Raw genomic sequence first — 25101 nt, 5'->3', positions numbered from 1 at the left:
ACTCGGATCTAACTCGGCTGCGCTGCTTTCTGCCGCCGTCGTCGCCAGAGCTTGAAGAACGCCCAGGCAAGCGCGGCGATCACGACGAGCACCACGACCGGGATCAGGATCGCCAGGAACACCAGACCGATGCTGATGCCGTCCTCGATGGTGGACAGCACCGGCGCCGCGACACCCGCGGTCGCGACGTTGGCCGCGGGCCGCACCGCCGACTTCGTCAGCGACACCACAAGTGCCACCAGCACACCGACGACGATCGGGATCCACTGGCCCGACTGCGCGAACGCGCCCGGATCGGTGACGGCGTGAGTCTGGGCGGCCGTGCCCGAGCCGAACACGATGCCACCGGACGTCGGGCGGACGAACGTCTGGATCGCGTCGTTGACGCTGTCCAGCGCCGGGATCTTGTCGGCGACGATCTCGATGACCAGCAGCACCGCGACGATGGCCATCACCCAGCCGTTCTCCAGCCAGGCCCAGCCGTGCGGCAGCGTGATCAGGTCGGTGAACCGGGACAGCAGGCCCAGCGCCAGCAGCGGGATGTAGGCGTTCAGTCCCGACGCAGTGGCCAGCCCAAGGCCGGTCAGCAGTTCCACATATGCATTTTGACGTCCTCCCCGGCCTGATGTCGGGGATTCCAGCTCTGTCCCACTGATTTAGGCGGCAGGAGTGCAGAGTTGAGGTTCACGGTTCGTAGACCGCCACTTGGCGAGGTCTCCCCGTGCTGTCACCGCCCGTCCGGCGGCGATGTTGCGTGCAGCGTTGACGTCGGCGCTGCATCGGCCCGCTGTGCAGGCTTGGCACTCGAAGACCGCTTGGCTCTTGCGATTTTCAGGTGCGGTGTGCCCGCACACCGAGCATCGTTGCGACGTGTACGCGGCCGGGATCTGCTCGACCCGACCGTAAGCCTTGTGCTGCAACCGGGCGGCGAGAAGCCCCCAACCGCTGCGGCTGATCGCCCGATTCAATCCGCGCTTCTGAGCAACACCAACACCCGGCTGATCGACGGTCCCTCGCGCGGAGCGAGTCATCGCCCGCACGTCGAGGGCTTCGATCCGGATCGTGTCGAAGCGGCGCGCGATGTCAGTGGTGGTCTAGGACTTGACACCCGCTGGCACGCGGCGCGACAGCCGAAACCGCACCCAGCCCACCTTGGGCACCCACACCCGACCGAGCCGGCGGTTGAGCCGCACAAGGTGATGTGGTTTGCGGCCTGGTTGCCAACGCTGCTGCTGCTCAACCGCGAGATCCCACAGGTAGCGTGCGTCGCGACAGTGCTCCAAGAGAATCACTTCTTGCGCAGTGGTGGCGACAACCGAAACCTCGACATACTCGCAAAGTAAGCGCCGCCACCGACATTCGTCCGCCCTACGCCTTGTGAGAAGGGTTCACTCCAGGACGGCCAATTCGAGACCCTGCAAGCGGTGCGGGTCCGCCTCGATGTCGATCTCGGTGATCTTGTCGCCGACGACGCCGAACCGCAGCACCAGCGCCAGCCTGCCTCCTGGGGCGACGACGACGCCGACCGCGCCGTCTACCAGCGCAGGCTCGGCGAAGCGGGCGTTGGCCGAGAAAGCGAGCGCATTGGCGGCGACGGCCCGCGCTCCGCGGATGGTCGTCGCGGTGCCCGCGGCGGCGGCGTCGACCCGAAGCACCACGTCGGCGTCGAGCGCGGCGAGCAGCGAGTCGAAGTCACCGTCGCGGGCCGCGGTCAGGAACGCATTGACGAGCCGGCGCTGGGCGACCAGATCCGTTGCGGCATCGGGAGTCTGGCCGCGCACTCGGCGCCGGGCGCGGGCCGCGAGCTGTGCGGTGGTGTTCTCCGACCGGCCCACAATCGGTGCGATCTCCGCGAACGGCAGGTCGAACATGTCGTGCAGGACGAACGCCAGCCGCTCGGCGGGTGACAGCCGCTGCAGGACGACGAGCAACGCCGCGCCGACCGAGTCGGCCAGCAGCACCTCCTGTTCCGGGTCGACCGGTTCGGCGGTCGCGATGCCTGTACCCGCCACGGCCTCGTCGAGCGGCTGCTCGGGTCTGGCGCTGCGGGCGCGCAGCATGTCGAGGCAGATGTGAGCGACGACGGTGGTCAGCCAGCCGCGCATGTTGCGCACGTCGACGATGTCAGCGCGGTCCATCCGCAGCCAGGCCTCCTGGACGGCATCCTCGGCCTCGGGCGCCGAGCCGAGCATCCGGTAGGCGACCGCACGAAGATGCGCGCGATGCTCCTCGAAGTCTTTCACCTGCCGTCTCCTCTTCAGAAGTCATAATCTGCTGCCGCGGTCCGTCATAGCTATGACGAAACGGGAGGACGGCATATGACCGAGACGACGATGCGGGCGCCGAGGCTGTTGCGCGCGGTGTTCGTGGCGCACGGCCTGATCACGCTCGCAGGAGCAGTTGTGCTGACGGTGACCCCGACCGCGATCCCAGCGGCGGTGGGAATCACGTTGGAGCGGCAGGAGTATCTGCTCGTCTACCTCGTCGGTGCAGCAGAACTCGCTGTCGCCGTGCTGTCGTTCGGCGCCACCCGGCTGACCGACGAGGCGGCGCTGCGTCTTGTCGTGACGACGTTCGTCGTCCTGCACGGTGCCAGCGGCGTGCTCGATCTCGTCTACATGGCGGCGGCCGGGCCGAACGCCACGGTCATCGCCAACACGGTGCTGCGCTTCACTGTGGTGGCGGTGTTCCTGTTCGTGTGGCGGGCGGCGCGGCCTCACCACACGTAGGGCATCAGCCGGTAATGGACCTTGTCCATGTATTCGCGGTATCCCGCCAGGTCCTGCTTCAGCATGGCCTCCTCGTCGTTGATGCGCAGCGCCAGCACCGCAAGGCCGGGGACGACGATCAACAGGCCCCAGTACGAGCCGAGCGCCAGCGGGCTGCCGACCATCAGGATCACGTTGCCGAAGTACATCGGGTGTCTGACGAATCCGTACCAGCCCGTCGACGACAGCTGCTGGCCGGACTCGACGGTGATATTGGCTGCGGCATAACCGTTCTGGATCGTCACCAGCATCGCGATGGTGAGGCCGACGGCGACGAGGACGAGTCCGACTACCGACACCGCCGCGGGCACCGCCGACCAGCCGAGGCGATGGTCGAGCGCGCTGATCGCGATCATCGCCGCCATGGACGAGAACGCGACGGCGATGATGACTTTCTGCAGGGGCCGTGTCTCGGCGCCAGGGCCCGCCTGCATGCGTCGTCGAAGGGCCGCCGGATTCTTCACTGCCAAATAGGTGCTCGGTATCAGCGTTGCCGCCGCGAACACCGCGATGAACGCCCACCCCTGCCAGTAGTGGAACGTGCCCGCGGGTACGAACACCAGTAGGCCGAATACCACCAGCCCGATAACGGAGGTAACTGCCGCTTGGATAAGCATTTTCATGGTTCACCACACCCCGGGGACCAGGCGGTAGTGAACCTTCTCGATGTACTCGTCGTAGCCGGCGAGATCCTGGCGCAGCGCCTTCTCCTCGTCGGTGATGCGAGCGACGAAGATCAGCACGCCGGGAATCATCGTCAGCAGGCCCCAATACGAGCCGAGGGCAAGCGGCATGCCGACGACCAGGATCAGCGCCCCGACGTACATCGGGTGGCGGACAAGGCTGTACAGCCCCGTTGACACCACCGGCTGCTCCTTTTCGACCGTGATGGTCGCCGCCGCGTAGTTGTTTTGTATGACAACGACTTCGGCCACTGCAAGCCCGGCAAAGACCAGCGCATTACCCACCACGACGACCGCCGTCGGCACGGTGGACCACCCGAATCGGTGGTCAAGAGCGCTGATGACACCCGCGGCCACAGTTGTCAGGATGATCCCGACATTGATGAGCTTCTGCACCATTCGGCATTCCGCCAGTGGGCCTGTGCGCGTGCGTCGTCTGAACGCATCGGGGTACTTCACGGCCAGATAGATCGTCGGGATCATCGTGCCGACCTCGAAAACGGCGATGAAAACCCAAGCCTGCCAGTAGTCGAACGTGCCTGCGGGCCAGAACAGCAGTACCCCGAAGAAGACGATGCTGAAGACTGCGTACCAGAGCATCAGAAGAGTGGTCTTCACTGATTCCTCCTTTTCAGACGGCGTCGCGACCTCAGGCGGCGTCGCGACGGCGGTAGATCGCGCCTGCGACACACGTCAGTGCTAACGCAGCGATCACCATGACGGTCAACGCGATGACCGAATACTCACTCGGCGCCTTTGTCTGGCCGATCGGCGACGCATCGAGCAGCCACTGCGGCAATCGCAGCAGCGCGCCGAGGTACAGCGAGGTGACCACGAACGTCACTGCCAGCCAACCGATCCACGGCTGCTTCAGCGCGACCGCCAGGGCGGCGACGCCGGCCATCGCCGCCATCGCGGGGACGAACGCAAGTGCGGCAAGCGTCAGGCGCCAGACGGTCGGCGGGTCGCCGATCGTGATGCCCGCGCCGAGACCCATTCCGAGACCGGCGAAGAACATCAGCACCGCTGACCCGACGGCGGTGGCTACGACGGCGGTGACCAGCCACCGCCACCGCGACACCGCCCCGGCCAGAACCGCCTCGCCCAACCCGGACTCTTCGTCGCCCCATACGCGCAACACCGCGGAGACGACATAGGCGGTGGCCCCTGCGGCAAGGAACTGCGTCAAGGTGGTGTACACGCCGTCCGTACCCTGCTGGGCAAGCACGCGCTGCAGGAGTTCGTTACCCTCGGCCGCATCGAGCAGCGACTTCGTCATCGACCCGAATGCCAAGCCGGACAGGAACAGTCCCACGGCCCAGCCGATCGTCTGACCGCGTTGCAGTGTCAGGTGCAGGCCGAACACGTTTCTGATGGGATGCGCGTTCGGATGCTCACCGCTGGACGGGACGACGCCGTCGTCGTACTGCCTGCTGCTCTCCAACAACGAAGCCGACACGATGAGGCCGACCGCGAGCACGACCAGCAATGCGAACGGCCACCAGCGCAGGTCGACGAACGGGCGCATCTGCTGCGCCCACGCGATGGGGGAGAACCAGGACAGCGCGCTGCCGGAGTTCTCGATGACGTCGCCGACCCCGCGTACCAATGCGGCAAGCGCGAGCGCGGCCATCGCCGCACCCGTTGCGGCGCGTCGCTGCCGCCATAACTGTGCGGTCACCGCCGCGACGGCGCCGAACACCATTGATACACCGGTGACTCCGAGGCACATCGCCGCGGTGTCGACGACACCGAACCCGGTCGCTGCCATCGCCGCCGTCATGGTCACCGCGAGTATCGCGTTGACGCCGCCCACCACGGCCAACGCGGCATAGGTCCTGGCGTGGCGGCCCACCACGGATGACAGCACCAGTTCGGCTGCACCGCTTTCCTCCTCGGCGCGGGTGTGCCGAATCACGGTGAGAATCGACAGGATCGACGCTGCGATGATGAGGGTGAGCATCAGCTCGTTGGCCATCATCACGCCGAGATCGGTTTCGTTGACGCCGAACATGGGGCCGCTCAAGATCATTCCGGCGGGTGTCTTCATCAGGTTGACCCGGGCGACGCGCTGCGCCTCTTCGGGGTAGGCGAGCTTGATGGCATTGGGCGTGTACACCATCATCAACGTCAGGGTGGAGATCCAGATCGACAGCCGCACACGGTCACGCCGCAGAGCCAGCCTGATCAGGCTGCCGACACCGGTGAATCGCGACGCCTGCGGCGGCGCTTCATGCCTTCCTGGATGCGGGGCCAGCGTCGCCGTGCTCATCGACCTGCTCCCTGGTACTCGCGCAGGAACATGTCTTCCAGGGACGCAGGCGTGACGGTCAAATCGATGATCCCCAAGTTGGTCAGCAGCGCCATCGCGTTGTCCAGGTCGTTGCGGTCGACCGAGAAGACGTAGTGGCCGTCGTCGATCGAGAAGTCGTGGACGAACGGCGTCGACTGAAGTCTCTGGCCGTCGCTGTGGGTGCGCACCTTGACTGTGGTCCGCATCAGGTGCCGCAGCTGGTCGAGCGTGCCCGACCGCACCGCCCGGCCGGCCCGGATGATGGTGACCGTTTTACACAACTCCTCGACCTCGGCAAGGATGTGGCTGGACAACAGCACGGCCGCGCCGTGGGCGGCAACCTCGGCGACGCAGGTCTGAAACGCCTTCTCCATCAACGGGTCCAGGCCGGAAGTGGGCTCGTCGAGGATGTAGAGTTCGGCGTTGGTGGCGAAGGCCGCGACGATGGCCACCTTCTGCCGGTTGCCCTTCGAGTAGGTGCGGGCCTTCTTGTGCGGATCGAGTTCGAACCGCTCGATCAGCTCATCGCGCCGGCGGGTGTCGACTGCCTCCTTGCCGCGCAGCCGCGCCAGGAAGTCGATCGCCTGCAGGCCGGTCAGGTTGGGCCACAACGTCACGTCGCCGGGCACATAGGCGATGCGCCGGTGCAGGTTGACCGCGTCGCGCCAGGGGTCTCCGCCGAGAAGTCGCACCGTGCCGCCCTCGGCGCGCAGCAGGCCGAGCAGCACACGAATCGTGGTGGACTTGCCCGCGCCGTTAGGTCCGAGAAAGCCGCTGATGTCACCCGGCGCAACGGTCAGGTCGAGGCCGTCGAGGGCCTTGGTTTGCCCGAATGTTTTGACCAGGCCACGGATTTCGACAGCTGGCTGGGTGGTTCCGCTCGTGTTAGCCCGTTGCAGTGACGCCGTCGTCATCGTGTCCTCCTCCAGTCGATTTGGTGAACGGAATGCCTTGTTCGCGTTGGGCGAGAAACGCCTCGTACATCGACGAGTCGGCCATCAAACCGTTGGAGTAGAGCTCCAGCGCGGGCAGCACCATGTCCTCGGCGTAGTCGCGCAACACCGCCCGCAGATCGGTTGGGTTGTCGTGCATCTGCAGATACAGCAGGAAGCCGCCGCCGTTGTTGATGCCGAGAAACCTGGCCCTGGCTTTCGGATCGCGGCTGGGTTTGAGGGTGCCTGCGCGAACGCCTTCTTCGAGATACTCCTCGGAGTTGTCGATCATCCGCTGCCAGAACGTCTTGGCGAGCGCGCCACCAGACTGCATGCTGCGCACCAGGTAGGCCATCATCGGCGCGTACGACTCGATCTCGGCCATCTGCGAGAACCAGGTGGTCGCATCCGCAGAACGCAGGGATTCGGATTTCGACTGGCGAATCTGCTCGACGATGTAGTCGTCGCACGCTCGCAGCAGACCGTCTTTGGATCCGAAATGGTGGATGACCAGCGCGGCGCTCACACCTGCCGCCTTGGCTATCGCACGCAGCCCGACATTGAAGCCGTGCTGGCCCACCTGGTCGATCGCGGCATCGCGGATCCTTGCGACAGCCGTCAGATCGTCTGCTGAACGCATGTTTAGTACGCTAAACGCGCGTTCAGCCGATCGTCAAGCGGATAACCGTCAAGGTTCCGTAAAAATGCCGCCACTTCTCCCTCGCGAGCAGACGCATAAGTACCCGAAAAGCGCTCCAAAAGGGGACTTTTGCGTCTGCTCGCGAGGGAAGGCGCGGGAGAAGGTGGGCCCAGCTCGCGAGTGAACAGCTAGGCGTCGTCGGGTGACGGCCAGTCGCGCGCGGCGGCCAGCAGCCCGTCGCCCAGCGGCACCAGCACCGGCGTCAGGCGCTCGTCCTCGGCGATCAGCCGTGCGGCCTCACGGACGGCGGTGACCTCGGCATCGTGGGCCTTGGCGTCGCCGGCCCGCCCGCCAAGCGCCGCCCGGTGCACGACGATCGCACCGCCGGGCCGCAGCAACCGCACCCCTTCGACCACGAAGTCGGGCTGGTCGGCCGGCTCGGCATCGATGAACACCAGGTCGTAGGACTCGTCGGCCAGCCGGGTGAGGACTTCCTGGGCCCGCCCGCTGATCAGTCTGGTCCGCGACGGCCCGATGCCCGCCTCGCTGAACGCCTGCTTGGCGAGCCGCTGGTGCTCGGGCTCGACGTCGATCGTCGTCAGCACACCGTCGGCGCGCATTCCGGAAAGCAGCCACAGCCCGCTGACACCGGCTCCGGTACCTACCTCGACGACTGTCTTCGCGCCGCTGAGCTTGGCCAGCACGCTGAGCAGGGCGCCAACGGCGGGGGTGACGGCGCCGGCCCCGGTCTCGACGGCGCGGTCGCGCGCGGCGGCCACGATGGCATCCTCGGAGATCGAATTTTCGGCGTGATTGACGACGGACTCGGCGCGGCTGGGCTGCGGCTGGCTCGTCGGATCATCGGCCATGCCCGCAGCGTAGAGCGGTGGCCATTGCGCCACCACCGCGACACGCCCGCTCCACGACGCCGAAATCGCGTGGAACTCGTTTGATTTGCCCTGGTTAAAACGAGCGTGAGATGGGTAACAATCAGGTTTCTCAGGGAAAGTTCAGTCGCCTCATATGCCAACCACACGACGGTCGGGGACGGTAACCGCATGGAACACGGCGGACGCTGGCGCTCTGGGAATAACCAAATCGATCGTCGTGTTGCCAACGATGTCGCGTTCCCGGTAAGCGGTGAACGCTGTGATCTGGAGGATCCGACGACCACAACCACAACGGCCCCCCATCTGACCCCTGTGTCGATGTCCCATCTCGAGCAGTACACCGACGGGGAGTGGGTTGAGCCTTCCGAAGAGCCACAGGGCACCGCGGTCTTCGACGCCACCGGTGACCACTCCACCATGCCGTCATGGGATGAACTGGTGCGTCAGCACGCCGACCGGGTGTACCGCCTGGCCTATCGGTTGTCGGGCAACCAGCACGACGCCGAGGATCTGACCCAGGAGACCTTCATCCGCGTCTTCCGGTCCGTGCAGAATTACCAGCCCGGCACGTTCGAGGGCTGGCTGCACCGCATCACCACCAACCTGTTCCTGGACATGGTCCGCAGGCGTGGCCGCATCCGCATGGAAGCGCTGCCCGAGGACTACGACCGGGTGCCTGCCGACGAACCCAACCCGGAGCAGATCTACCACGACTCGCGGCTCGGCCCTGACCTGCAGGCCGCCCTCGATTCGCTGGCGCCGGAGTTCCGCGCGGCGGTGGTGCTGTGCGACATCGAAGGTCTGTCCTACGAGGAAATCGGCGCAACGCTCGACGTGAAGCTGGGAACCGTGCGCAGCCGGATCCACCGTGGTCGACAGGCGCTGAGGGACTATCTGGCACTCCACTCGGCCGACACGGCCCAGTCAGCCTGACCGTTCCCGGGTGTCGGGTGCAGCTTCCCGCGCTACATTCAAAGAAGCACCGTCTATCGCGAAGATGATGGGCCGAGAGGAGCGGGGTGATGGCCGATCCAGGGCATGTGTTCCGTCGTGCGTTCTCCTGGCTGCCCGCCCAGTTCGCCTCGCAAAGCGATGCGCCGGTAGGGCCACGTCAGTTCGGCTCAACCGAGCACCTGTCCACCGAGGCGGTCGCCGCCTTCGCCGACGGTGAACTACGGATGACCGCGCACCTGCGCGCCGCGCACCACCTTTCGATGTGCCCGCAGTGCGCCGCCGAGGTGGACGCCCAGCGTCAGGCCCGCTCCGCATTGCGAGACTCCCGTCCTATCGCCATTCCCAGTTCGCTACTTGGACTGCTGTCGCAGATCCCACAGGACACTGCGCAGGTCCAGCCCCCCGAAGATAACCAGACCGACTTTGCTGATGGCTCGATCCGCGGCCGGCGCAAGCGCCGGTAGTGTGTAAAACAAACCAAGCATCGACGCGCGCCGGCGAATAGCGGCGACCAAACAGAGAGTGATACGCGGGTGACCAAGCAGGACCAGTCCGAAGGTAGCCACCGGGTCGCGCCCCGCCCTGTCTCACGCCCACCTGTCGACCCGTCCACCACCCGGGCATTCGGCAGGCCCCATGGCGTCGACGGCTCCTTCGTCGGCGTCGACGGCCAGCCCGATCAGGGTGAGTACACACCGACCAATCAGGCGCCCGATCCCGTCCTCAACGAGGCGTTCGGACGGCCGAACGGCAGCGGCGACTCACTGCAACGCCATCCCGCAGATATCGGCGCGCTGGAAGCCGAGCGGGACAGGAACAAGCCGGAAGAGCCCGACGATCCGTGGCGGGATCCGAATGCGGCGGCCGCGCTCGGTACCCCGGCAGTGCCGACGCCGCTACCCGCACCCGCCGCCGCGGACGTCGGCAAGCTCGGCGTCCGCGACGTCCTCTTCGGCGGCCGAGTGTCCTATGTCGCGCTTGCCGTGCTGGCGATCGTCGCCCTGGTCATCGGTTTGGCCGGCGGCTGGGTCGGGCGTAAGACCGCCGAGGTCGTCGAGGCGTTCACCACGTCGAAGGTGACGCTGCACACCGACGGCAACTCCGAACAACCCGAAGGTCGCTTCGCGAAAGTCGCCGCCTCCGTGGCTGATTCGGTGGTAACCATCGAAGCGGTCGGCGACAACGAAGGCGCGCAGGGGTCCGGCGTCGTCGTCGACGGCCGCGGCTACATCGTTACCAACAACCACGTGATCTCCGAGGCCGCAACCAACCCAAGCCAGTACAAGTTGTCGGTGGTGTTCAACGACGGCAAGTCAGTGCCTGCCAACCTCGTCGGCCGCGATCCGAAAACCGACCTGGCCGTGCTGAAGGTCGACAACGTCGACAACCTGACCGTGGCGAAGCTGGGTAATTCGGACAAGCTGCATGTCGGTGACGAAGTCATCGCGGCTGGCGCGCCACTCGGCCTGCGCAGCACCGTCACCCAGGGCATCATCAGCGCGCTGCACCGGCCCGTCCCGCTCTCCGGCGACGGCTCCGACACCGACACCGTCATCGACGGCGTGCAGACCGACGCGGCCATCAACCACGGCAACTCGGGTGGTCCGCTGATCAACATGAACTCCGACGTCATCGGCATCAACACGGCTGGAAAGTCGTTGTCCGACAGCGCAAGCGGTCTGGGCTTCGCGATCCCGGTCAACGAGGTGAAGAACGTCGTCGACGCCCTGATCAAGGACGGCAAGATCGCCCACCCGACGCTGGGGCTGACCGCCCGTTCGGTGAGCAACGATCTCGCGTCGGGTGCACAGGTGGCAAACGTCAAAGCGGGCGGCCCCGCAGAGAAGGCGGGCATCCTGGAGAACGACGTGGTCGTCAAGGTCGGTGACCGTACGGTCGCCGATGCCGATGAATTCGTAGTCGCGGTGCGGCTGTTGAAGATCGGTCAGGACGCCCCGATCGAGGTGGTCCGCGATGGTCGTCACATGACGCTGACCGTGAACCCCGGTTCAGACAACAGCACGTAATGTTCGCCAACGTCGGCTGGGGCGAGATGCTGGTCCTGGTGATCGCCGGTCTGGTGATCCTCGGGCCCGAGCGGCTACCCGGCGCCATCCGCTGGACGTCCGGCACGCTGCGCCAGGCGCGCGACTACGTCAGCGGGGCCACCAAGCAACTGCGTGACGACCTCGGCCCCGAGTTCGACGACCTCCGCGAGCCGTTGAGCGAGCTTCAAAAGTTGCGCGGGATGACGCCGCGCGCGGCGTTGACCAAACACCTTCTCGACGGCGACGATTCGATCTTCACCGGCAGGTTTGACGAGACAGCCAACAAGCCCGCCGTCCAGCCTGCCCCCCAGGAGCCGACGCCGCCGCCGCCGCCTGCGACCAAGCCGCTCGCGACACCGTTCGACACCGACGCGACCTAGGCCCTCGCCCGTTCGTCGCGTGAGACGGCCCAATATCGCATGCCCGCCGCCCAGCCGAGCCACCCGAGCATCGCGATGAGGTTGGACGGCAACGTCCTCGGGTCGTCGACACTGCTCACCACCGTCGCCACGACGACGATGATGGTGAACAGCACCCAAAGGTGGAAGACGAAACGGGCAAGCTTCGCCCGAGACCCGGTGAATCGATAGAACAACAACGCGCGCCGGATCGTCATTCGGTCTCGCGGCGCGGGCGCTCGTGATTCTTCGGCGCGCAGCGACCAGAACCGGAAGCCCATCGCGATGAGGGTGTACAAGACGATGCCGAGCAGGTCGGCGTAGATCAATCCACCGCTGAAGTAATTGGGAACGCCGAGTGTGTCCGTCCTGCCGAAGGCGGCGGCCAGCGCCCCGGAAATCTGGAAAATCACCATGCCGAGGAAAAAGTAGTAGAAGCCGCGCAGCACTCGGGCGCCACGACGCTGCATCGGGTAGGCCAGCAATAGCCGGCGGACGGTGACCGACCGCCTCTCTTCCTCGGGCGGCGGTGGCTTGGTCTCGGTGATGAGTTCGGTCGCCTCATCGAGCCAGGCCTGCGCTCGGGCGGCGGCTTCCGCTTCGGCGTGCGGTGCTATCTCCTTGCTGGCCTTGAACCAGTCAGCGGCGAACTCCACCTGCCTGCTGGCATCTTCGAACGAAAGCTTGCGCCGTCCGGCTTGCGTTCTGCGTTCACGCCAGTCGCCGATCACCAGCGCGACGATCCCGATACCCGCCGTCAGAATCGGCGTGACGACCGTCAGCGCAATTCGGATGACTTGTTCAGAATCCATCCGCGAAACTGTATTCCAGCAGCGGAACTTCGAGTAGGGGCCGCCCGGATTGTCGTTTCGCGGATGATGTTGTCAGCGACCGGCGGGGTCGAGGCCAAGCGACATGCCTGCGAGCCCGCGCTTGCGGCTCGAGATCGCGTCGGCGATGCTCCGTAACTCCTTGCCCGCAGCCGAATCCGGTGCGCTCAGCACCAGCGGTACCCCGGAGTCGCCTGCGGTGACGAGCGCGGGATCCAGCGGCACCTGGCCGAGCAGCGGCACGTCAGCGCCGACAGCCGTCGTCAGCCGCTCCGCGACTTGGCGACCGCCGCCCTCACCGAACACCTGCATCGTCGTGCCGTCGGGCAGTACCAGCCCCGACATGTTCTCCACCACGCCGACGATGCGTTGACGGGTTTGCAGCGCGATCGCGCCTGCCCGTTCGGCGACTTCGGCCGCCGCCAGTTGCGGTGTCGTCACCACGAGAATCTCGGCCCCGGGGATCAACTGCGCCACCGAGATCGCGATATCGCCTGTGCCCGGCGGCAGATCGAGCAGCAGCACATCCAGATCGCCCCAATACACGTCGGCCAGGAACTGCTGAAGTGCTCGGTGCAACATCGGCCCGCGCCACACCACCGGCGTATTGCCCGAAGTGAACTGGGCGATCGAGATCACCCGCACGTCGTGGGCGATCGGCGGGAGGATCATCGACTCGACCTGGGTGGGGCGTTCGTCGGTGCCCATCATCCGCGGAATCGAATGCCCGTAGATATCGGCGTCGAGCACGCCGACCGACAGCCCGCGGGTCGCCATCGCCGCCGCGAGATTCACCGTCACGCTGGACTTACCGACCCCGCCCTTGCCGGACGCCACCGCATACACCCGTGTCAGCGAGCCGGGCTGGGCGAACGGGATGACGGGTTCGCGGGCGTCGCCGCGCAATTGCTTGCGCAGTTCGGTGCGCTGCTCGTCGTTCATCACGTCGAGGCTCACCTTGACGCCACCCGTGCCAGGCACGTCGGCGACCGCCGCGGTGACCTTCTCGGAGATCTCGGCCTTCTTCGGGCACGCCGCAGTGGTCAGATAGATCTCGACATGCACGCCGCCGTCGGCGTCCACGTCGACGCTCTTGACCATGCCGAGTTCGGTGATCGGCCTCCGCAACTCGGGGTCGATCACTTTGGCAAGCGCGGCGCGGACCGCGGTCTGAAGCTCAGGACGTTCTGACATCACCGCCGAGTGTAGGCGGCGTCATCCGGGCGGATTCGCGCGCGGGCGGGACTCCGGTCAGGCGGGCGGGCCAGGCGCAGGCCCCACGCCCTGCGGACCGAGCAGCGGGGGAACCGGCTCCAGAGGAGCACCGGCAGGCGGCGGCGGTGGTGGCGCGAGTTCGGCGGCCGGGCCTGGAGCGAGCTCGGGCGGCGCAGCGGGCGGCGGGATCACGCCAGGGGGCAGCGCCTCAGGTGGCAGCTGTGGCTGCACCGCAGCAGGCGGATTGGTGCCGATGCAGAACACCGCGCAGTTCTGCTCCGGCGGCACCATCCCCGGCGGCAGCCCCTGTGCGGGTCCCGGCATGGTCATCCCGGGCATCCCCGGCATTCCTGCCTCCGGCGCCGGCCCAGGAAGTGGCCCGAACATCATCTGGCCTGCGACGTCGGTGCGGCCCATGCTGACCAACGGGACCATCGCGAGCGGATCGTCGGCGGGCAGGCCGAGCACGTTCATCGGCAAGCCGGGTCCAAGGCCCTGGTAGTTGTCCAGGTGCATATCGGCGATCGGCGGAATCGGCCCGGTGATCGGAGGCAGGTCCACCGGCACGACCCCGGTCGCATAGGCGGCCGCCCAGCCCAGCACGTTCTGTGCGTACGCCATCGAGTTGTTGTAGCGCAGGATTGCGGTCATCACCTGCGACTGATCGCGCAGGTTCAGCCCGCCGCTGCACAGGTAGCGGGCCGCGGCCAGGCTGGCGTCGAACACGTTCTGCACGTCGGCCTTGCCGTCGCCGTTGCCGTCGGAGGCGTAACGCGACCAGGTGCCAGGCAGGAACTGCATCGGACCGATCGCCCTTGCGTAGGTGACCCGGTTGGTGCTTCGACTGAGCTCGATGACCTCGTTGCCGGGCAATGTGCCGTCCAGCGAGGGCCCGTAGATGGGCCGCACCGCGGAGCCTGACGCATCGGTTGCGCCCGCGTTGGCGTGCATCGACTCGATTCGCCCGATGCCTGCGAGCAGGTTCCAGCTGATACCACAGCCCGGGTACGAAGCGGCCATCATTCGCTCGGCGTTCTGATACGCGTTCAGGGCGATCATCGGAATGCGAAGCGTGCCAGGCGAACTCACCACCACAGCGGGTGGCGGGCCGGAGATGTTGGTGGTGGAGGCAATGTGGAACGCCGTCGGTGTCTTGGTGGCCGCCACGACCGAGGGGCCGGACGGATCGATGTTCGACAGGGCGACGGCCGCCAACGGTGTCACCGCGGCATCGCGAATGGGTGCCGCCGTCGTCGGCGAGGCGCCGACCGCTCCGGCGAAGACGATGGGGGTGATGGCGACAATGCCCAGCGCGGGTGAGCGCATCACCCGCGCAGCGCGGCTGCGCACTGCCGCGAGAGCGGTCCCTCGCCCTACGTGCACTCAACTGTCCTAGGTTCGAGTTGGCTTGTGAACCAAGTCACCATACCTAGTCGGCCGCAGGCGTGTTACAACAATGCTTGGCCTGGGTTAACTGAGCTTTTTGGCTCGACGTTCGCTGGTATGGGATTTGCCGGCGCCCGTGCCCGTGCCAGCGCTGTCGCTGTCGCCGTCGGCGGATCCCGTCGGCCGCAATTCGTTCAGGATGTCGCGCAGCTCGTCGAGTTCGCGGCGCAGGTAGTCGCGGGTGGCGACCTCGCCGACAGCCAGCCGCAGCGCGGCGAGCTCGCGCGCCAGGTACTCGGTGTCGGCCTTGGTCTGTTCGGCCCGGCGACGATCCTCTTCCAGCGACACGCGGTCGCGGTTCTCCTGCCGGTTCTGGGCCAGCAGGATCAGTGGCGCCGCGTAAGCGGCCTGCGTCGAGAAGGCCAGGTTGAGCAGGATGAACGGGTAGGGATCCCAGCGCAGCTTGACCGCGAACAAGTTCAGGGAGATCCAGACGGCGACGAGGATCGTCTGCCACAGCAGGAAGCGCCCGGTGCCGAGGAATCGGGCGATGGATTCACTGAATTGGCCGACGGTCTCGGCGTCGACGGTGAACGAGAATCGGCGCGGTGACGCGCGCGGGGTGTCGAGACGCTGGCGCGCAGTCAGTTCGCTCATGTGCCGCCCTCGCAAGCGAGGCCGCCACATTCAGGGCTGATGATTCGCTCGCAAGCTTCGCTCATGTGCCGCCCTCGGTGCTCGACATTTCAGGTTCCTCGCGCTCGCGCCAGTCGTCGGGCAGCAGATGGTCGAGCACGTCATCGACGGATACCGCGCCCAACAGGTGGTTTTCGTCGTCTACCACCGGCCCGCAGACCAGATTGTAGGCAGCGAAGTACCGGGTGACGGCAGTCAGCGGGTCCTCGGGGCCCAGATAGGGCAGGTCGGTGTCGAGGATGCCGCCGACCAGAGCGGCGGGCGGCTCACGGAGAAGCCGCTGCAGGTGAACACAACCGAGGTAGCGGCCGGTCGGCGTCGACGTCGGTGGCCGCACCACGATGACCAGCGAGGCCAGCGCCGGGGTGAGATCGGGGTCGCGCACGCGGGCCAGCGCCTCGGCGACGGTGGTGTCCGGCGCGATCGCGATCGGCTCGGAGGTCATCAAACCGCCTGCGGTGTCGGGCGAGTGAGCAAGCAGGCGACGCACGTCTTCGGAATCCTCTGGATCCATCCGGCGCAGGAACAGCTCGGCATCGGCAGGGGTCATCGTGCCAAGCAGATCGGCCGCATCGTCGGGATCCATCGCCTCGAGCACATCGGCCGCCCGTTCCGGCTCCAGCTGGCGCAGCATGTTGGCCTGCTCCTCTTCGGGCAGCTCCTGCAACACGTCGGCGAGCCGTTCGTCGTCGAGGGCTCTGACCAACTCGAATCGACGTTTCTCCGGCAGCTCGCGGATCGCCTCGGCCACCTCGATCGGGCGCTGCCCCTGGAATTGTTCCAGCAGCTGGGCCACGCCCTGCCCGGGCATCGCCAGCCCAGACGGCGTCAAGCCGTGCACCCGCTGCCAGTCGACGATGTCGATGTTCCTGCGGCGGCCCAGCCGGCGCCCCAGCGGCCGCACGGCGACCTTGGTGACCAGCCAGTCGCGGGTCCGTGACTGCTGAATGCCCAGATCGATCACGACGACGTCAACCCCGTCGAGTTCCGGCAGGTCGGGATCGTCGACACGGACGCGGGTCTCGACCACCTGGCCGAGCACCAGCACCTCGCCGGGCCGCTGCGAAAATTTGCGCAACGAGACATTGGCCGTGATCAGCGTGACGGCGCTGGGATCGATCGCGGTGACCCGCCCGATGGGCACGAAGATGCGTCGGCGGGTGAGCAGTTCGACGACGAGTCCGAGAACCCTGGGTTGCTGGCGGACGATGCTGATGCTGATCACCACGTCGCGGACACGACCGATGGACTCGCCGTCGGGGCCCAAGACCACCATTCCCGCAAGTCGGGCTACGTAGACCCTGTTCACCGCCGCCATGACTCAAAGGGTAGAGAGTGTGGTTGTGGAAAACCGGTATCGACCCCGCCGAACGATCCTTTCGGTTCCCGGCAGCAGCGCCAAGATGATCGAGAAGGCGAAAACCCTGCCCGCTGACGAGGTGTTCCTCGACTTGGAGGATGCCGTCGCACCGGAAGCCAAAGGACAGGCACGCACCCAGGCGGCAAGGGCACTGGCCGAATCGGGCTGGGCCGGACAGCTGCGCGGGGTACGGGTCAACGACTGGACGACGCCGTGGACCCACAGCGACACCATCGAGGTGGTGTCCACCGCAGGCGCGTCACTCGATGTCATCGTGCTGCCGAAGGTCACCGACGTATCCCACATCACCGCGCTCGATCTGCTGCTGAGCCAGTTGGAGACGACGCACGGCCTTCCGGTCGGCCGGATCGGCGTCGAGGCGCAGATCGAGAACGCGCAGGGGCTGACGAATATCGATGCGATCGCGGCGGCACCGCGGGTGCAGGCGCTGGTGCTCGGCCCTGCGGATATGGCGGCCAGCCTGAACATGCGCACGCTCGAGGTGGGCGAGCAGCCCGAGGGGTATGACGTCGGCGACGCGCATCACCACGTGCTGATGCGGATCCTGATCGCCGCGCGCGCCAACGGCGTGCTCGCGATCGACGGCCCGTATCTGAAAGTGCGCGACGTTGATGCGTTCCGGCGGGTGGCGGGCCGGTCGGCGGCGCTGGGCTATGACGGCAAGTGGGTGCTGCACCCGGACCAGATCGCCGCGGGCAACGAGATTTTCAGTCCCCGTCAGGACGACTACGACCACGCGGAGCTGATTCTCGAGGCCTATGAATGGCATACCTCGCGCGAGGGCGGTGCGCGCGGCGCGGTGATGCTCGGCGAAGAGATGATCGACGAGGCCAGCCGCAAGATGGCTTTGGTGATTGCGGGTAAGGGCCGCGCGGCAGGCATGACGAGGAACGCCGAGCCTTTCCAGCCCCCGACCTAGGCGTGAAAACCTATGGCGCCCACTGCCATCCAGATGCGGCGATTCCGATAACGAAGACGAAGTAGAGCACTATCAGTGCGGTGATCAGTCCACCGACGATGGTGCCCGCCAGCGCGAGACCGTAACCGTCCTGGCCGGTGCGTCGACATTCGCGCATCGCGATGATGCCAAGGATCAGACCCGCGATCGACGGCAGCCCGCAGAACATCAGGCCGGCCAGCGCGGTGACCAACGATGCGATGGCCTTTCCGTTGGTGCCAAGCGGCGCGGCAGGCCGATACGGGTCATACGGGTGATATCCCGGATACGCGGGCGGATACCCGGGCGGCGGATACCCGGCGCCCTGCGGGTAGACCGGCGGCGGCAACGGCGGGTAACCCGTCGGATAGTCGACGGGCGCATACGGATCCGGCTGTGGTGCCGACTGCTCCAACGGCGGGAATTCGGCACCGCGGAACGGCTGGTCTTGAGGCGTGTTCATGTCACCCGCTGAGCGCGAACACGGTCCAGATGATGCTGATGATCAGCGATGCGACTCCGACGGCGATGCCCGCCACCGCCAGCCCGTGGCCGCCCTGACGGCTCTCCTTGATCTGGTTGAGCGCGACCACGCCCAGCACGATCCCGACGATTGCACCGATCCCGCACAGGAGTCCGATCAGCGAGGCCACCAGTGACCAGATCGCCATCTGGTTGGTCTCGGCCTGCGGCGGCTGTCCATAGCCCGCGCCGTATCCCTGGTAGCCGCCCGGCTGGTACGACGACGGCGGCGGCGGATAGCCCGGCGCTGCGCCGTAGGACGGCGGTGGAGGCGGATAGCCCGGGGCCCCGTAGCCCGGCTGCCCACCGAAGGCCGACGGGTCGGGGTACTGCGGCGGATAGCCAGGCTGCTGCGGGTCCGGCGTCGGGTAACTGGGCGGCGGCGGGTAGGCGGGCGATGGCGGGTAACCGGGTGGCGGATAGCCGCCTTGCTGATAGTCGGTGGGCGGTTGATAGGTCGGCGGTGCTTGGTAACCGGTCGACGGCGGGGCGTAACCGGTCGACGGCGTGGCGTATCCGGGCGGGGTGTACTGCTCGGTGGGCGCGGCCGGCGGGAAATACTGCTCGGTGGGCGCGGCCGGTGGGGTGAATTGCTCCGTGGCGGGCTGCGGCGCGGGCTGCTCCTCGTGCTGCTGCGACTGCTCGATCGACGGTGCCTCGTAGCCACCGGATGTCGGCTCCGACGAGCCTGAACTGGGGTCGGATGCTGGCGTTTCGGAGGACTCCGCGCCCGGATTTGTCATGCTGTCAACCTAGCGTATGTGCTGGTACCCGTCGTCGGAGTGGCTGCTGGGCACCATCGCCCGCGCCGGAGCGTTGAGCGTGTGTGGCCGAAAGAAATCTCGGCGCGAATAAAGGAGAATGAGGTTCGATGACCAGTCCCTTCCAGCCCGGACAAACCCCCGGCGTGACGCCTGGTGCACCGACATCCGCGACACGCGGGCCCGCCGCGCTGCCGACGCCTCCCAAGGGCTGGCCGATCGGCTCGTATCCGACCTACGCCGAGGCGCAACGTGCGGTGGATTACCTCTCCGATCAGGAGTTCCCGGTCCAGCAGGTGACGATCGTCGGCGTTGACCTGATGCAGGTCGAGCGGGTTACGGGTCGCCTGACCTGGCCTAAGGTGCTCGGCGGCGGCGTGATCACCGGTGCCTGGCTGGGCCTGTTCATCGGGTTGATCCTGGGCTTCTTCAGCGAGAACCCGTGGGCGTCGCTCATCACCGGCCTCGTCGCCGGCGTTTTCTTCGGGTTGATCACCTCGGCGATCCCATACGCGATGGCTCGCGGCACAAGAGATTTCAGCTCCACGATGCAACTCGTCGCGGGCCGTTACGACGTGCTGTGTGACCCGCAGGGCGCCGAGAAGGGCCGGGATCTGCTGGCGCGCTTGACCATCTAGCGTCGAAAACGGGCGCTGCCGCAGGTCACGATCGTGCTGCGGCTGCCGACGCGCCGCAGGAAGTGTTGCAAATCACGCGCACCTGGCTCTACGGTTCTGGCGCGGGCGATTCCCCCGCGGACTGGAGGCGGGTGGTGCGCGCACGTCGACTGTGTGCAGCGGCATTGGCGGCCGCGACGACGGCATCCGTGGTGACGGCATGCAGTTCGGGCGGCGGCGGAATTGTCATCAACTACTACACACCGGCGAGCGAGATGGCGACCTTCACCGCCGTCGCCAAGCGGTGCAACGAGGAGTTGGCCGGCCGCTTCACGATCCAGCAGATCAGCTTGCCGAAAGAGGCCGACGCCCAGCGCCTGCAACTGGCCCGGCGGCTGACGGGCAACGACAAGACACTCGACTTGATGGCACTCGATGTCGTGTGGACAGCCGAGTTCGCCGAAGCGGGTTGGGCATTGCCGCTTTCCGACGACCCGGCCGGCCAGGCCGAGGGCGACGCCACCAGCAACACACTGCCCGGCCCGCTGGAGACGGCGAAGTGGCAGGACAAACTGTATGCCGCCCCGATCACCACCAACACCCAATTGCTCTGGTACCGGGCCGATTTGATGAGCGAACCGCCGACCACATGGGACGGCATGGTGGGAGAGGCGACACGCCTGCACGCCGAGGACAAGCCGAGCTGGATCGCGTTGCAGGCCAAGCAGTATGAGGGCCTGGTGGTGTGGTTCAACACCCTGCTGGAAAGCGCAGGCGGCCAGGTGCTTTCCGATGACGGCAAGACCGTCACGCTGACCGACACTCCCGAGCATCGCGCAGCGACCGTCAAGGCGTTGCAGATCATGAAGTCCGTGGCCACCGCGCCTGGCGCGGACCCGTCGATCACCCAGACCGACGAAGGCACCGCGCGCCTGGCACTGGAGCAGGGCAAAGCCGCGCTCGAGGTGAACTGGCCGTTCGTACTGCCCTCGATGCTGGAGAACGCCGTCAAGGGCGGAGTCGGTTTCCTGCCGCTCGACAAGGATCCCGCGCTGGCAGGCAGCATCAACGACGTCGGCACCTTCTCGCCGAGCGACGAACAGTTCGAGGCTGCATACGTTGCCAGCAAGAAGGTGTTCGGGTTCGCGCCGTATCCAGGGGTGCAACCGGGCCAGGACGCCAAGGTGACGCTGGGCGGGCTCAACCTGGCGGTGGCCCGCACAACCCAGCACAGGGCGGAGGCGTTCGAGGCAATCCGGTGCCTGCGCAATGTGGAGAACCAGCGGTACACGTCGGTCGAGGGCGGGCTGCCAGCGGTTCGGACGTCGCTCTATGACGATCCGGCGTTCCAGAAGAAGTACCCGCAGTACGCGATCATCCGACAGCAGCTCACCAACGCCGCCGTGCGGCCGGCAACACCGGTCTACCAGGCGGTGTCCACCCGCATCTCGGCCACGCTTGCGCCGGTCACCGACATCGAGCCGGACAAGATGGCCGATGAGCTGACAGAGCAGGTCCAAAAGGCCATCGACGGCAAGGGGCTGATCCCGTGACGGCCACCGTGCAGGCACCGGCGAAAACGGCGGGCGGTAGCGACGACAGCAAGTCCGATCGCCGCCTTGCCTACCTGTTGATCTTGCCTGCCGTGATCCTGATGCTGGCTGTTACCGCCTACCCGATCGGTTATGCGGTGTGGTTGAGCCTGCAGCGCTACAACCTGGCCGCGCCCGACGACACGGCGTTCGTCGGGTTCGCCAATTATCAGACCGTGCTGACGGACCGGTACTGGTGGACCGCGTTCATCGTGACGCTGGCGATCACCGTCATATCGGTGGCGATCGAGTTCGTGCTCGGAATGGTGCTGGCGCTGGTGATGCACCGGACCATCTTCGGCAGGGGCGTCGTGCGCACCGCGGTGCTCATTCCCTACGGCATCGTGACCGTAGCCGCCTCGTACAGCTGGTATTACGCGTGGACTCCCGGCACCGGTTATCTGGCCAACCTGCTGCCGGAGGGTAGCGCCCCGCTGACTGAACAGCTGCCCTCGCTGGCGATAGTGATCCTCGCCGAAGTGTGGAAGACCACGCCCTTCATGGCGCTGCTCCTGCTCGCCGGGCTGGCGCTGGTGCCGCAGGACCTGCTGAACGCCGCGCAGGTCGACGGTGCAGGTGCGTGGAAACGGCTGGTCAAAATCATTCTGCCGCTGATCAAACCGGCGATCCTGGTCGCGCTGCTATTCCGCACCCTCGACGCGTTCCGGATCTTCGACAACATCTACGTGCTCACCGGAGGTGCCAACAGCACCGGATCGGTGTCAATCCTGGGCTACGACAACCTGTTCAAGGCGTTCAACCTCGGGCTGGGTTCGGCGATCAGTGTGCTGATCTTCCTGTCCGTGGCGGTGATCGCGTTCATCTACATCACGATCTTCGGCGCGTCGGCCCCAGGATCGGATGAGGAGAGGCGCTGATGACTGAACGGGTCGGTGCGGGCAGGGCGACGGGCTGGACCGTCGTCAACATCCTGGTCGTCATCTATGCGCTGTTCCCGGTGCTGTGGATCCTCAGCCTGTCGCTGAAGCCGACGTCAACGGTCAAGGACGGCAAGCTGATTCCGTCGGAGATCACCTTCGACAACTACAAGGGCATCTTCTCGGGCAATGCCTTCAGTTCAGCGCTGATCAACTCGATCGGGATCGGCCTCATCACCACCGTCATCGCGGTGGTCATCGGCGGTATGGCCGCATACGCTGTCGCCCGACTGAGCTTCCCGGTAAGCGGTTGCTGGTCGGTGTCGCGCTGTTGATCGCCATGTTTCCGCAAATCTCGCTGGTGACACCGATTTTCAACTTGTGGCGCAGCATCGGCCTCTTCGACACTTGGCCGGGCCTGATCATCCCCTACATCACGTTCGCGCTGCCGCTGGCCATCTACACGCTGTCGGCGTTCTTCCGCGAGATCCCGTGGGATCTGGAGAAGGCGGCCAAGATGGACGGTGCGACACCGGCTCAGGCGTTCCGCAAAGTGATCGCCCCGCTGGCGGCGCCGGGAATCGTCACGGCGGCCATCCTGGTGTTCATCTTCGCGTGGAACGACCTGCTGCTCGCCTTGTCGTTGACGGCCACGCAGCGTGCCATCACGGCGCCGGTGGCCATCGCGAACTTCACCGGCAGTTCGCAATTCGAGGAGCCGACCGGGTCGATCGCGGCGGGCGCCATGGTGATCACGATTCCGATCGTTATCTTTGTTCTAATCTTCCAGCGTCGGATCGTCGCTGGATTGACGTCCGGTGCGGTGAAGGGGTAGTTCGATGGCCGAGATTGTGTTGGATCGGGTGACAAAGAGTTACCCCGACGGCGCCACGGCCGTGAAGGATCTGTCGATGACCATCGCCGACGGCGAGTTCATCATCCTGGTCGGCCCGTCTGGATGCGGAAAGTCCACCACGCTCAACATGATTGCGGGGCTGGAAGAGATCTCGTCAGGCGAGCTTCGGATCGCCGGCGAGCGGGTCAACGAAAAGGCTCCCAAGGATCGCGATATCGCGATGGTTTTCCAGTCCTACGCGCTGTACCCACATATGACGGTCCGGCAGAACATCGCCTTCCCGTTGACCCTGGCCAAGGTGAAGAAGGCCGAAGTCGCATCAAAGGTCGAGGAAACCGCGAGAATTCTCGATCTCACCGAGTTGCTGGACCGCAAGCCTGGCCAGTTGTCGGGCGGTCAGCGCCAGCGTGTCGCGATGGGCCGGGCGATCGTGCGCGATCCCAAGGCCTTCCTGATGGACGAGCCCCTGTCCAATCTGGACGCCAAGCTTCGCGTGCAGATGCGTTCGGAGATCGCTCGCCTGCAGAACCGGTTGGGCACCACAACGGTTTACGTGACACACGACCAGACCGAAGCGATGACGCTCGGGGATCGCGTCGTCGTGCTTCGCGCGGGGGAGGCGCAGCAGATCGGCACACCCGAGGAGCTGTACGCCAGGCCGGCCAATCTTTTCGTCGCGGGTTTCATCGGATCGCCTGCGATGAACTTCTTCCCGGCCACGATGACCGATGTCGGCGTCCGACTGCCGTTCGGCGACGTCACGCTGACCCAAGAGGTGCACGACCTGCTCGCCAAGCACAACACCCCACCCAACGTGATCGTTGGTATCCGGCCCGAGCATCTCGAGGACGCTTCGCTGATCGATACGTATGCGCGGATCCGTGCGTTGACGTTCGAGGTGACGGCGGACTTCGTCGAATCGCTCGGCGCAGACAAGTACGTCCATTTCACCGCCGAGGGTGCCGGTGCTCGGGCGCAGCAGCTCGCGGAGCTGGCCGCCGAGTCGGGTATCGGCGAAAACGAGTTCGTGGCAAGGGTTTCCACCGAGTCGAAGGTGACGCCTGGTCAGACGATCGAGCTTGCGCTGGATACCACAAAAATGGTGATCTTCGACGCCGACACCGGAGCAAACCTCTCCATCCCGCCTGCGGGCGCGCGCGACGAGCAGGCTGCCCCGCCACCGCCGCCACCACCATCGTCGCCTTCGGACGCCGAAGAGCAGACCGCGCCTGGCGCGGAGTGACCGATGTCCTGGCGGAGGTCCGCGCCCGGCTGAGCGCGCACTTCGACCGGGAACCCGACGCCGCGAGCGTGACGTTTCTTGGCACGCAGTCCTTCGATGTGTTGCGGTTCGGACCCGACGGCCGCGGCGTCATTCACTATGTGTCGCTTGGGTGTTCACGCGAACCGATGACCGACCCGGCAGAGCTCGCCGCAGACCCGGTGCGCGGCCCCCGCGCGGAAGTGGCGGTTTCACTGCGCGGGCCAACGCCGTCGGGACTGGCCCGCAGCGTGGCGGTGCTGGCCGCCGCGCCCGCCGTGGAGGGGCTGGTCCTGGTTCCCGATTCGCTTGTCGATCTCGGCTCACCGCTGTGGGAGGGTGCGCCGTTCACCGCATTCCTGTTGGACCGCTCCGAGATCGGCGATATCGCGCTACCCGCGCCACTCGATCCGGTGACAGTGCTGTCGGCGACTCCGATCACCCCGACGGAGGCGGCCTGGGTCCGCCTCAAGGGCGCCGAAGCGATGCGGGAGGCGTGGCGGACCGATGGCGTCGACGTGCTCGACCCGGGGCGGCCCGCGTCGGCGCCGAGCTGAATCCGC

27 protein-coding genes and 1 pseudogene are annotated in these 25101 nt (G+C 66.3%); 12 read left to right on the top strand and 16 right to left on the bottom strand.

The window, feature by feature from the left end:
* Nucleotides 1-8: 8 nt before the first annotated feature.
* From D6M19_RS11380 to D6M19_RS11370, 3 genes are all read right to left on the bottom strand, one after another.
* On the bottom strand, nucleotides 9-596 hold the full coding sequence (locus D6M19_RS11380; RefSeq protein WP_123025329.1) for a DUF4126 domain-containing protein: 588 nt from the start codon (nucleotides 594-596) through the stop codon (nucleotides 9-11).
* 60 nt (nucleotides 597-656) lie between these two features.
* Nucleotides 657-1031: a zinc ribbon domain-containing protein gene (locus D6M19_RS34795; protein ID WP_234834813.1), complete on the bottom strand. Its 375-nt coding sequence runs from the start codon at nucleotides 1029-1031 to the stop codon at nucleotides 657-659.
* Between the two features lie 357 nt (nucleotides 1032-1388).
* Nucleotides 1389-2243 carry a sigma-70 family RNA polymerase sigma factor gene (locus D6M19_RS11370; protein WP_268812305.1) on the bottom strand — a complete coding sequence of 285 codons (855 nt, stop codon included), beginning with the start codon at nucleotides 2241-2243 and terminating at the stop codon, nucleotides 1389-1391.
* Nucleotides 2244-2318: 75 nt separating this feature from the next.
* On the opposite strand from D6M19_RS11370, the gene D6M19_RS11365 reads away from it, so the two are divergent.
* Nucleotides 2319-2729 carry a hypothetical protein gene (locus tag D6M19_RS11365; RefSeq protein ID WP_123025328.1) on the top strand — a complete coding sequence of 137 codons (411 nt, stop codon included), beginning with the start codon at nucleotides 2319-2321 and terminating at the stop codon, nucleotides 2727-2729.
* Here D6M19_RS11365 and D6M19_RS11360 read toward each other — a convergent pair.
* The 6 genes from D6M19_RS11360 to D6M19_RS11335 all read right to left on the bottom strand — a co-directional run bounded on the left by D6M19_RS11360 (nucleotide 2717) and on the right by D6M19_RS11335 (nucleotide 8185).
* Nucleotides 2717-3391, bottom strand: coding sequence for a methyltransferase family protein (locus D6M19_RS11360; RefSeq protein WP_123025327.1), 675 nt, complete (start codon nucleotides 3389-3391; stop codon nucleotides 2717-2719). The two genes, D6M19_RS11365 and D6M19_RS11360, sit on opposite strands and share 13 nt — an antisense overlap.
* Nucleotides 3392-3394: 3 nt before the next feature.
* Entirely contained in the window at nucleotides 3395-4069 is a 675-nt protein-coding gene (locus D6M19_RS11355; protein ID WP_407665323.1) for a methyltransferase family protein, read from the bottom strand.
* 31 nt (nucleotides 4070-4100) lie between these two features.
* Nucleotides 4101-5723: an ABC transporter permease gene (locus tag D6M19_RS11350; RefSeq protein WP_123025326.1), complete on the bottom strand. Its 1623-nt coding sequence runs from the start codon at nucleotides 5721-5723 to the stop codon at nucleotides 4101-4103.
* Nucleotides 5720-6658: an ABC transporter ATP-binding protein gene (locus D6M19_RS11345; protein ID WP_123025325.1), complete on the bottom strand. Its 939-nt coding sequence runs from the start codon at nucleotides 6656-6658 to the stop codon at nucleotides 5720-5722. The genes D6M19_RS11350 and D6M19_RS11345 overlap by 4 nt, the downstream gene beginning before the upstream one ends.
* Complete coding sequence (locus D6M19_RS11340; protein WP_123025324.1) at nucleotides 6630-7316, bottom strand: TetR/AcrR family transcriptional regulator; 687 nt, start codon at nucleotides 7314-7316, stop codon at nucleotides 6630-6632. The genes D6M19_RS11345 and D6M19_RS11340 overlap by 29 nt, the downstream gene beginning before the upstream one ends.
* 188 nt (nucleotides 7317-7504) lie before the next feature.
* Nucleotides 7505-8185, bottom strand: a complete 681-nt coding sequence (locus D6M19_RS11335; RefSeq protein WP_123025496.1) for an O-methyltransferase — start codon at nucleotides 8183-8185, stop codon at nucleotides 7505-7507.
* A 189-nt stretch (nucleotides 8186-8374) separates the two neighbouring features.
* On the opposite strand from D6M19_RS11335, the gene sigE reads away from it, so the two are divergent.
* From sigE to tatB, 4 genes are all read left to right on the top strand, one after another.
* Complete coding sequence (sigE, locus tag D6M19_RS11330) at nucleotides 8375-9139, top strand: RNA polymerase sigma factor SigE (RefSeq protein WP_123025323.1); 765 nt, start codon at nucleotides 8375-8377, stop codon at nucleotides 9137-9139.
* 89 nt (nucleotides 9140-9228) lie between these two features.
* A complete protein-coding gene (rseA, locus tag D6M19_RS11325) occupies nucleotides 9229-9624 on the top strand; it encodes an anti-sigma E factor RseA (protein WP_123025322.1) in 396 nt (131 codons plus the stop codon).
* Nucleotides 9625-9693: 69 nt separating this feature from the next.
* On the top strand, nucleotides 9694-11187 hold the full coding sequence (gene htrA, locus D6M19_RS11320) for a serine protease HtrA (RefSeq protein WP_123025321.1): 1494 nt from the start codon (nucleotides 9694-9696) through the stop codon (nucleotides 11185-11187).
* Nucleotides 11187-11588 carry a Sec-independent protein translocase protein TatB gene (tatB, locus tag D6M19_RS11315; protein ID WP_123025320.1) on the top strand — a complete coding sequence of 134 codons (402 nt, stop codon included), beginning with the start codon at nucleotides 11187-11189 and terminating at the stop codon, nucleotides 11586-11588. The genes htrA and tatB overlap by 1 nt, the downstream gene beginning before the upstream one ends.
* On the opposite strand, the gene D6M19_RS11310 is transcribed toward tatB, so the two are convergent.
* The 5 genes from D6M19_RS11310 to D6M19_RS11290 form a co-directional block, all read right to left on the bottom strand.
* Nucleotides 11585-12418 carry a hypothetical protein gene (locus D6M19_RS11310; RefSeq protein WP_123025319.1) on the bottom strand — a complete coding sequence of 278 codons (834 nt, stop codon included), beginning with the start codon at nucleotides 12416-12418 and terminating at the stop codon, nucleotides 11585-11587. The two genes, tatB and D6M19_RS11310, sit on opposite strands and share 4 nt — an antisense overlap.
* A gap of 72 nt (nucleotides 12419-12490) precedes the next feature.
* A complete protein-coding gene (locus D6M19_RS11305) occupies nucleotides 12491-13630 on the bottom strand; it encodes an Mrp/NBP35 family ATP-binding protein (RefSeq protein WP_123025318.1) in 1140 nt (379 codons plus the stop codon).
* Nucleotides 13631-13687: 57 nt separating this feature from the next.
* Nucleotides 13688-14977, bottom strand: coding sequence for a lytic transglycosylase domain-containing protein (locus D6M19_RS11300; protein ID WP_123025495.1), 1290 nt, complete (start codon nucleotides 14975-14977; stop codon nucleotides 13688-13690).
* A 144-nt stretch (nucleotides 14978-15121) separates the two neighbouring features.
* Nucleotides 15122-15694 carry a DUF1003 domain-containing protein gene (locus tag D6M19_RS11295; protein ID WP_123025317.1) on the bottom strand — a complete coding sequence of 191 codons (573 nt, stop codon included), beginning with the start codon at nucleotides 15692-15694 and terminating at the stop codon, nucleotides 15122-15124.
* Between the two features lie 61 nt (nucleotides 15695-15755).
* A complete protein-coding gene (locus D6M19_RS11290) occupies nucleotides 15756-17051 on the bottom strand; it encodes a magnesium transporter MgtE N-terminal domain-containing protein (RefSeq protein WP_123025316.1) in 1296 nt (431 codons plus the stop codon).
* Nucleotides 17052-17076: 25 nt separating this feature from the next.
* Between D6M19_RS11290 and D6M19_RS11285 the strand changes: the two genes are divergently transcribed.
* A complete protein-coding gene (locus D6M19_RS11285) occupies nucleotides 17077-18033 on the top strand; it encodes an HpcH/HpaI aldolase/citrate lyase family protein (protein ID WP_123025315.1) in 957 nt (318 codons plus the stop codon).
* 10 nt (nucleotides 18034-18043) lie between these two features.
* On the opposite strand, the gene D6M19_RS11280 is transcribed toward D6M19_RS11285, so the two are convergent.
* Together D6M19_RS11280 and D6M19_RS11275 are read right to left on the bottom strand one after the other, a co-directional pair.
* Nucleotides 18044-18514 (bottom strand): DUF4190 domain-containing protein, encoded by a 471-nt coding sequence (locus tag D6M19_RS11280; RefSeq protein WP_123025314.1) that lies wholly within the window; start codon nucleotides 18512-18514, stop codon nucleotides 18044-18046.
* A 1-nt stretch (nucleotide 18515) separates the two neighbouring features.
* Nucleotides 18516-19316 (bottom strand): DUF4190 domain-containing protein, encoded by an 801-nt coding sequence (locus tag D6M19_RS11275; RefSeq protein ID WP_123025313.1) that lies wholly within the window; start codon nucleotides 19314-19316, stop codon nucleotides 18516-18518.
* A 128-nt stretch (nucleotides 19317-19444) separates the two neighbouring features.
* Between D6M19_RS11275 and D6M19_RS11270 the strand changes: the two genes are divergently transcribed.
* The 6 genes and pseudogenes from D6M19_RS11270 to D6M19_RS11245 all read left to right on the top strand — a co-directional run bounded on the left by D6M19_RS11270 (nucleotide 19445) and on the right by D6M19_RS11245 (nucleotide 25095).
* Nucleotides 19445-19972, top strand: a complete 528-nt coding sequence (locus D6M19_RS11270) for a YflT domain-containing protein (RefSeq protein WP_123025312.1) — start codon at nucleotides 19445-19447, stop codon at nucleotides 19970-19972.
* A gap of 134 nt (nucleotides 19973-20106) precedes the next feature.
* The gene (locus D6M19_RS11265; protein ID WP_123025494.1) at nucleotides 20107-21504 is read left to right on the top strand and encodes an ABC transporter substrate-binding protein; all 1398 of its coding nucleotides are present in this window, start codon (nucleotides 20107-20109) and stop codon (nucleotides 21502-21504) included.
* A complete protein-coding gene (locus D6M19_RS11260) occupies nucleotides 21501-22421 on the top strand; it encodes a carbohydrate ABC transporter permease (RefSeq protein WP_123025311.1) in 921 nt (306 codons plus the stop codon). The genes D6M19_RS11265 and D6M19_RS11260 overlap by 4 nt, the downstream gene beginning before the upstream one ends.
* Nucleotides 22421-23256, top strand: a pseudogene (locus tag D6M19_RS11255) (carbohydrate ABC transporter permease). The gene D6M19_RS11260 and the pseudogene D6M19_RS11255 overlap by 1 nt, the downstream one beginning before the upstream one ends.
* Nucleotides 23257-23260: 4 nt before the next feature.
* A complete protein-coding gene (locus D6M19_RS11250; RefSeq protein WP_123025310.1) occupies nucleotides 23261-24520 on the top strand; it encodes an ABC transporter ATP-binding protein in 1260 nt (419 codons plus the stop codon).
* Complete coding sequence (locus tag D6M19_RS11245; RefSeq protein ID WP_123025309.1) at nucleotides 24517-25095, top strand: suppressor of fused domain protein; 579 nt, start codon at nucleotides 24517-24519, stop codon at nucleotides 25093-25095. Before D6M19_RS11250 ends, D6M19_RS11245 begins: the two co-directional genes overlap by 4 nt.
* The last annotated feature ends 6 nt before the right edge of the window (nucleotides 25096-25101 follow it).

This window comes from Mycolicibacterium stellerae (genome assembly GCF_003719305.1).
GTDB classification, from domain to species: Bacteria; Actinomycetota; Actinomycetes; order Mycobacteriales; family Mycobacteriaceae; genus Mycobacterium; species Mycobacterium stellerae.
The sequence above is the reverse complement of the archived record's forward strand: the minus strand, read 5'-3'. Positions and strand labels throughout refer to the sequence as shown.

What these genes read in the sequence shown, in the direction of transcription:
- D6M19_RS34795 (WP_234834813.1), bottom strand. Translation starts at nt 1,031, where the DNA reads ATGACTCGCTCCGCGCGAGGGACCGTCGATCAGCCGGGTGTTGGTGTT.
- D6M19_RS11365 (WP_123025328.1), top strand. Translation starts at nt 2,319, where the DNA reads ATGACCGAGACGACGATGCGGGCGCCGAGGCTGTTGCGCGCGGTGTTC.
- D6M19_RS11360 (WP_123025327.1), bottom strand. Translation starts at nt 3,391, where the DNA reads ATGAAAATGCTTATCCAAGCGGCAGTTACCTCCGTTATCGGGCTGGTG.
- D6M19_RS11350 (WP_123025326.1), bottom strand. Translation starts at nt 5,723, where the DNA reads ATGAGCACGGCGACGCTGGCCCCGCATCCAGGAAGGCATGAAGCGCCG.
- D6M19_RS11345 (WP_123025325.1), bottom strand. Translation starts at nt 6,658, where the DNA reads ATGACGACGGCGTCACTGCAACGGGCTAACACGAGCGGAACCACCCAG.
- D6M19_RS11340 (WP_123025324.1), bottom strand. Translation starts at nt 7,316, where the DNA reads ATGCGTTCAGCAGACGATCTGACGGCTGTCGCAAGGATCCGCGATGCC.
- D6M19_RS11335 (WP_123025496.1), bottom strand. Translation starts at nt 8,185, where the DNA reads ATGGCCGATGATCCGACGAGCCAGCCGCAGCCCAGCCGCGCCGAGTCC.
- sigE (WP_123025323.1), top strand. Translation starts at nt 8,375, where the DNA reads ATGGAACACGGCGGACGCTGGCGCTCTGGGAATAACCAAATCGATCGT.
- rseA (WP_123025322.1), top strand. Translation starts at nt 9,229, where the DNA reads ATGGCCGATCCAGGGCATGTGTTCCGTCGTGCGTTCTCCTGGCTGCCC.
- tatB (WP_123025320.1), top strand. Translation starts at nt 11,187, where the DNA reads ATGTTCGCCAACGTCGGCTGGGGCGAGATGCTGGTCCTGGTGATCGCC.
- D6M19_RS11310 (WP_123025319.1), bottom strand. Translation starts at nt 12,418, where the DNA reads ATGGATTCTGAACAAGTCATCCGAATTGCGCTGACGGTCGTCACGCCG.
- D6M19_RS11305 (WP_123025318.1), bottom strand. Translation starts at nt 13,630, where the DNA reads ATGTCAGAACGTCCTGAGCTTCAGACCGCGGTCCGCGCCGCGCTTGCC.
- D6M19_RS11300 (WP_123025495.1), bottom strand. Translation starts at nt 14,977, where the DNA reads ATGCGCTCACCCGCGCTGGGCATTGTCGCCATCACCCCCATCGTCTTC.
- D6M19_RS11295 (WP_123025317.1), bottom strand. Translation starts at nt 15,694, where the DNA reads ATGAGCGAACTGACTGCGCGCCAGCGTCTCGACACCCCGCGCGCGTCA.
- D6M19_RS11290 (WP_123025316.1), bottom strand. Translation starts at nt 17,051, where the DNA reads ATGGCGGCGGTGAACAGGGTCTACGTAGCCCGACTTGCGGGAATGGTG.
- D6M19_RS11280 (WP_123025314.1), bottom strand. Translation starts at nt 18,514, where the DNA reads ATGAACACGCCTCAAGACCAGCCGTTCCGCGGTGCCGAATTCCCGCCG.
- D6M19_RS11275 (WP_123025313.1), bottom strand. Translation starts at nt 19,316, where the DNA reads ATGACAAATCCGGGCGCGGAGTCCTCCGAAACGCCAGCATCCGACCCC.
- D6M19_RS11270 (WP_123025312.1), top strand. Translation starts at nt 19,445, where the DNA reads ATGACCAGTCCCTTCCAGCCCGGACAAACCCCCGGCGTGACGCCTGGT.
- D6M19_RS11250 (WP_123025310.1), top strand. Translation starts at nt 23,261, where the DNA reads ATGGCCGAGATTGTGTTGGATCGGGTGACAAAGAGTTACCCCGACGGC.